The organism is Oleiphilus sp. HI0067 (assembly GCF_001635735.1).
Genome location: NZ_LWFI01000397.1, coordinates 1 through 759 on the forward strand (window position 1 = coordinate 1; position 759 = coordinate 759).

Below are 759 nucleotides of genomic sequence, written 5' to 3' on the forward strand. Positions count from 1 at the left end.
GCTTATACACCAGCTTCACGAATTATCCCCTAGTCTTCACAACGAGACCGACTCAATTGATAAAGACAGAACCATTCGCGCAATAGAAATCGCTTTAGCAGAGAAATCTGGTAGCCCATGCGTACATTGGCCCGATTTTGAGCCTTGCGTTATAGGCCTGCAGTTTCCAAGAGAAGTGACTCGTGAACGAATCAGTGCGCGCCTATCGGCGCGCCTAGAAGAAGGTATGATCGAAGAAGTAGAAAACCTTATTCAAGATGGTGTCTCACACGAAGCACTTGAGCATTACGGCTTAGAGTATCGGTTTATCTCTCAACATCTACTTGGAGAAATGAACTTGAACGACATGCATCAAAAGCTACGCAGCGCTATTCATCAGTTTGCGAAACAACAGGAAAAGTGGTTTCGCAATATCGAGAAGAAAGGCGTAAAAATCCATTGGCTGGACACACAAAACTCTCTCTTTGATCAAGGCTCAAAGATAGTTAGTTCATTTCTGAAAAACATTTAGAAATACGGCCGTGCTCTATCGCTCGCAAATAGAACTAAGTATCCTGCTCGCTCGCTAATAAAATCAAAGTACGAGTATGATGTATGCCTGCATTAAATAGCCCATTTAGTCCAAACAATAAGCCTGAAATAAAAAATCGTTTGTTCAAGTCTGCCATGAGCGAACAGCTTGGCGACAAGCAACATAATCCTGATAAACGTCTATCTAAGTTATATGAAGCATGGTCATTAGGAGGCACAGGTTTACTT

Annotated in this window: 1 protein-coding gene; it reads left to right on the forward strand. The window is 42.3% G+C overall.

What is annotated here, in order from left to right:
* The coding region (locus A3739_RS04710) for a tRNA dimethylallyltransferase (protein WP_304440256.1) at positions 1-511 on the forward strand (511 nt) is incomplete at its 5' end.
* Positions 512-759: the final 248 nt, after the last annotated feature.